This window comes from Actinomadura darangshiensis (assembly GCF_004349235.1).
Classification (GTDB): Bacteria; Actinomycetota; Actinomycetes; order Streptosporangiales; family Streptosporangiaceae; genus Spirillospora; species Spirillospora darangshiensis.
The window spans coordinates 1-4,597 of record NZ_SMKY01000467.1 but is presented as its reverse complement, the minus strand read 5'-3'; the positions used below and the strand labels follow the sequence as shown (position 1 = coordinate 4,597).

Annotated in this window: 4 protein-coding genes; 3 read left to right on the top strand and 1 reads right to left on the bottom strand. The window is 72.5% G+C overall.

Annotated elements, in window-relative coordinates; translation table 11 throughout:
* The first annotated feature begins 102 nt into the window (after positions 1–102).
* The 3 genes from E1293_RS44725 to E1293_RS44715 are packed head-to-tail and all read left to right on the top strand — an operon-like array spanning position 103 to position 3,310.
* The gene (locus tag E1293_RS44725; RefSeq protein WP_132205887.1) at positions 103–1,209 is read left to right on the top strand and encodes a helix-turn-helix domain-containing protein; all 1,107 of its coding nucleotides are present in this window, start codon (positions 103–105) and stop codon (positions 1,207–1,209) included.
* Positions 1,206–1,820, top strand: a complete 615-nt coding sequence (locus E1293_RS44720; RefSeq protein ID WP_132205885.1) for a transcriptional regulator — start codon at positions 1,206–1,208, stop codon at positions 1,818–1,820. Before E1293_RS44725 ends, E1293_RS44720 begins: the two co-directional genes overlap by 4 nt.
* The gene (locus E1293_RS44715) at positions 1,817–3,310 is read left to right on the top strand and encodes a pyruvate, phosphate dikinase (RefSeq protein WP_132205883.1); all 1,494 of its coding nucleotides are present in this window, start codon (positions 1,817–1,819) and stop codon (positions 3,308–3,310) included. Before E1293_RS44720 ends, E1293_RS44715 begins: the two co-directional genes overlap by 4 nt.
* A gap of 8 nt (positions 3,311–3,318) precedes the next feature.
* Here the strand turns inward: E1293_RS44715 and E1293_RS44710 are convergent, their stop codons facing one another.
* Positions 3,319–4,587, bottom strand: coding sequence for an ABC transporter substrate-binding protein (locus E1293_RS44710; protein WP_132205881.1), 1,269 nt, complete (start codon positions 4,585–4,587; stop codon positions 3,319–3,321).
* Positions 4,588–4,597 lie beyond the last annotated feature (10 nt).

The following is a 4,597-nucleotide window of genomic DNA, read 5'->3' as shown; positions in this document are numbered from 1 at the left end:
TCCCCCACCCGACCCCGGCCACGGCGCCTGAGCATTTCAGATGTTCTCATCATCGGGATGATGTGAGTATGCTCGCGCCATGGAGACGGCGAAGGGGGTCGGATGGTCCGGCTGAACCGGGTGCAGCAGCAGGCTCGGACGCGGGCCGCCGTGCTCGCGGCGGCGATGGAGGAGTTCACCGAGCACGGCTTCGCCGGCGCCAAGGTCGACCGCGTTGCCGCGCGCGCCGAACTGACCCGCGGCGCCGTGTACTCGAACTTCCCAAGCAAGCGATCGCTGTACCTGGCGGTCCTGCTCGACTCCGTGGAGCGGACGCCCGGGTCCGACGCGGCGGAGGCGGCCGGCCTGGCGGACGCGGCGGAAGCTTTCGCCCGTGTCTGGCTCGAACGGCTGCCGCTGACCGGCGACTCGCCCGACGCGAGCAAGCTGAGGTCCCGGTCGCTGACCGGGGTGTTCGACGACGAACCCGGCCGCACCGCCATGGCCGGGCTCGCAAGGCTGGACGGTCTGCTGCTGGCCCTCGCCTTGGAGTCGTGCCGGGCGCCGGCGGCCGGCCGGCGGGTGCGGCCGGCCGAGCTGATCCTCACCCTGCTGCACGGGGCGGGCCATCTCGCCGAGACGGCGCCCGGCTTCGGCGACCCGTTCGACGTGGCCCGTGCCTGCCGGCAGCTCGCCACTCTCGAAGCGGACGATCCCTGGAACCCGCCCTACCTGCCGTTCATCGCCGCGCCGAGGCTGTGCCGTGATGCCTGGACGCCGCCCGTAGAACTGACGGATGCCATCACCGGCCGTCCTGTCGGGTTCGAGGACGACGGGGTCATCGTGGTTCTCGGGACGGGCCGCCTCGGTGCGGCCGAAGAGGCGGTGCGCGCTGGAGAGGCGGTGCGCGCCGGAGAGCCCGCCACCGTTGCGCTGGTGACGGACGACCCCGCAGAACTCGGGGCGCTCGTCCGGTTGCGGGTCACCGACTTCGCCGAGTGCCTGCGGCGGGCCTTCGGGGAGGGGGCCGGCCTGCCGCTCCGCCTCGTCCTCGATGACCGGGGCGCGCTCGCGTCCGCCGCCGGCGCCGCTACGTCCGAGGACACCGAGGCGGCCGTGCGGATCCAGGACGGGAAGATCATCGCTCGGGCGGAGGGCAGGGGTGCCGCCTACGCCGCGGCGACCGCCCCGGCACCGGCCGAGCGGCAGACCGGAACGGGTGCAGGATGACGGGCTCCGACGAATCGATCGTGCTGCACGTCCTCCGCTGCATCGGACACGCCGGCCTGCCCCGCGTGGCCGACGCGGCCGGCCTCGCCGAAACGGACGCGGAGTCCCACCTGATCGACCTCGCCGTCGCCGGCCTGGTGACGCGAACCCCCGGGAACGGCGGCGCATGGGGTCTCACCGAGGCCGGTCGTGCCGAGGACGCGCGGCGGATCGTCCGCGAACTCGACGCCAGCGGCGCACGTGACGCGGTGACCGCGGCGTACGAGAAGTTCATGGTGCTGAACCCGGAGCTGCTGGACCTCTGCTCCGCATGGCAGCTGCGCACCGTGGACGGCACGGCGGCGCCGAACGACCACTCCGACCCGGCCTATGACGCCCGGGTCCTGGACCGGTTCGCCGACCTGGACCGGCGTGCCGAGACCGTCGGCACGGACCTGTCCGCGGTGCTCCCCCGGTTCGGGCGCTACCGGGTCCGGCTCGCCGCGGCGCTCGACCGGGCCCGGTCCGGCGCGCTGGAGCATCTGGCGGACAGCACCACCTCGTACCACATCGTGTGGTTCCAGCTCCACGAAGACCTGCTCGCCACTCTCGGCATCCAGCGCTTCCGATGAACCGGATCCATCCGCTCGCCGCCGGCACCGGGGCGTCCGCGGACGTTCTCGGCGGCAAGGGCCACGGCCTCGTCGTGCTGCGGCGTCTCGGGCTGCCCGTGCCGGCCGGTTTCGTGATCGACACCCGCGCCTGCCGGGCATTCCTCGGTGACGGGCGCTTCCCGGAGGGCCTCGACGCCGAACTGGCCGCCGCCGTCCGCGCGTTGGAGGCCGCCACCGGACGGTGCTTCGGGACGGGCGAACGGCCACTCGCGGTGTCCGTCCGGTCCGGTGCCGCCGTGTCGATGCCCGGGATGATGAGCACCGTGCTCAACCTCGGTCTCACCACCGAGGCGACCTCCGCGCTGGCCGCCGAGACCGGCGACCCGGCCTTCGCGGACGAGACGCGACGGCGGTTCCTCGGGAGCTTCGCGGCCGCTGCTGGCACGGCCGTCCCCGATGACGCGATGAGCCAGCTGCGGGCGGCAGTGAAGGCCGTCTTCTCGTCATGGAGCAGTCCGCGCGCCACTACCTACCGCGAGCTGCACGGCCTCTCGCATGAGCCCGGTACGGCCGTGGTCGTGCAGGAGATGGTGTTCGGCAACCGCGACGAGCGCAGCGGGACCGGTGTGGCCTTCAGCCGCGACCCGACCACCGGCGCCAGGACCCCGTTCGGGGACATCCTGTTCCGCCGGCAGGGCGAAGACGTGGTGTCCGGGCACGCCACCACCCGGCCGTTGTCCGATCTCGCCGACCGAGAGCCGGCGATATGGGAACGCCTCCTGTCGGCCCTGGCCCGCATCGAACGGCATTACCGCGACGCCTGCCACGTCGAATTCACCTTCGAGGCAGGGCGCCTATGGTTTCTGCAGGTACGGCCCGGCGGGCTCACCGGCCGGGCCGCCGTCCGCACCGCCGTCGACCTCGTCGACGAACGGCTCATCGACCGGCGCACGGCCCTGCGGCGGGTGTCACCACTGCACCTTCGCGACGTCCGCACACCGCGGATCCGCCTCGGCGGCGCCGACCTGCTGACCCGCGGCCGAGGCGCCTGCCCCGGCGTCGCGTCCGGCCGCATCGCGGTCACCGCCGACCGGGCCGCCCGCATGGCCGCCGATGGGCCGGTGATCCTCGTCCGTCCGGTCACGTCCCCGCTCGACATGCACGGGCTGGCCGCCGCCACCGGCCTGGTCACGAGCCGAGGCGGGACCACCAGCCACGCGGCCGTCGTCGCGCGGGCCATGGGCAGGCCCGCGGTCGTGGACGCCGCCGACCTCACCGTCGATGCCGCGGCGGGCTGCGTACGGGTCGGCGGACGCGTCATCCCGGAAGGGACGCCCATCACCGTCGACGGCAGCGGCGGGGAGGTCGTGCTCGGGAACCCCGGCATCGCCACCACCCCCGCCGACGGCCATCTGCACCGCCTGCTCGACTGGGCCGACGAGGTCTCCGGCGACCGTTCGCCACGCTCGGACCAGGAGCGCCTCGGCGCGGCGCACGCCCACCTGTGACGCGGCTGCTACTTCTGCGCGTAGGCCTCGTCCATCTGCTTGAGGACCTTGGCGGGGTCGGCCTTGCCGGCGAACAGGTTCTGGACGCCGGTGAAGTGGGCCTGCTGCACCTTGGGGTTGGGCCACAGCTGGTCCATGAACGGGACGGTCTTGCCCGCCTTCTGGAAGTCGATCAGCGGCTTCAGCGCGGGATCGGCCGTGAACTGGGCATTGGGGATGCTCGGCAGGTTGCCGGTGGCGCTCGCGTAGAGGTTCATGGCGGCGGGGGTGGCGAGGAAGTCGATGAACGTCGAGGCCAGGTCCTTGTTCTTCGCCTTGGCGTTGAGGGCGAAGGCCCCGCCGGCGGCGCCGGGCATGCGGGTGTCGGACGCGTTGTCCGTCGCGGGCAGCGGGAACAGGCCGAACTGCGTGCCCTGCGGCGCTTCGGACTTGAGCTGGTTGAGGGTGGAGGTGACCTGGACGGCGGCGACGGCGTCGCCCTTGGCGAGCTGGGAGACCGAGCTTTCGAAGGACGTGCCGAGCGGGTCCTTGGAGAAGCAGCCGCGCTTGTCCATTTCGAGGTACTTGTCCATCGCGGTCTTCCAGCCCGACCCGGCGAAGGTGGCGGAGCCGGCCTTCATCTTCTGGTCGAAGTCGGGGGTGGCCGCGTAGACGGTGGTGGGGACGAGCGCGTAGTCGACCAGCTGGGTGACCCAGTCGGTCTGGTTGCCGAGCGCGAAGGCGACCTTGCCCTTGGCCTTGGCGGCGTCGCAGAACGCCAGCGTCTGCGTCCAGGTGGTGGGAATCTTGGCGCCGGTCTCGTCCAGCGCCTTCTTGTTGTAGAGACCACCGATGCCGACGAAGGTGAGCGGGACGATGTAGGTCTTGCCGCCGACCTGGGTGACGGGCCTGATGCCGGACGGGATCTTGGACGTCCAGGACCGTCCGGACAGGTCGGCGAGGTAACCGGTGGGGGCCAGCACCTCGACGGCACCGGGGTTGCCGTTGCCCGGCCAGGCGAAGAACACGTCGGGGGCGGTGCCCGAGGACAGCTGGGTACGCAGCGTCCCCTGGTACTGGTCGGTGTCGGCGTAGGAGGTGGTGACGTCGACGCCGGGGTTGTGCTGCTTGAACGCCTTGATGACCGCTTCGGTGCCGGCGCGGTCGGTGGCGACGGCGGACACGCGCAGGCTCTTCGCGCCGCCGGAGCCGGCGTTGGTGCCGCTGCTGCACGCGGCGGCGGTGAGGGCGAGGGCCGAGGCGGCACAGGCCGCGCCGAGGCGATGGGTTCTGGACATGGTGTTCCTC